The 494-nt window shown below is 51.2% G+C and carries 1 protein-coding gene; it reads left to right on the top strand.

Features of this window, described 5'->3' with window-relative positions:
- Nucleotides 1-78: 78 nt before the first annotated feature.
- A partial coding sequence (locus ACWPAB_RS15445) for a transposase family protein (RefSeq protein WP_131026725.1) occupies nt 79-494 on the top strand: 416 nt, incomplete at its 3' end.

The raw sequence follows: 494 nt of genomic DNA, 5'->3' as shown, positions 1-494 counted from the left end.
AACGCAAAAAGACACCTACTCAGTGTCCATGCTATGCTTGTTAGCGTCGAAACCAAAAGCAAGCGAGGTTATGAGTAAATGTCCCAATACGATCCTACACTGTCCGTCCTTGGAATACCAGACCATAATATCAAAGTTGCCTTTGTTCGTCATGAATATCGCGGCAACGGGGTACGTCGCCGCCAGTATCATGTGATTGATGCCGAGCTGACTTACCGGTTAACCCGGTGCCCACTGTGTGGCTTTGAGGCCTTGCACCCTAACGGGTTTTACACGGCCCACGTGCGCGTCCTCAATGGGGTTGAAATGCCGACAGTCATTGACTTGCACAAGCAACGATGGCGCTGTCATAACTGTTACCACACAGTCAGTGCCAAGACGCCACTCGTGCAACCCAACCACACGATCGCCGCTCACATGACAGAGCGAATCATGAAGTTAGCGCATGAACGGTTGCCAGTCAAAACCATCGCCCGTATTATCGGAATCTCAGC

It is taken from the genome of Lacticaseibacillus sp. 30, assembly GCF_053819265.1.
This window is presented reverse-complemented; position numbering and strand designations above follow the sequence as displayed.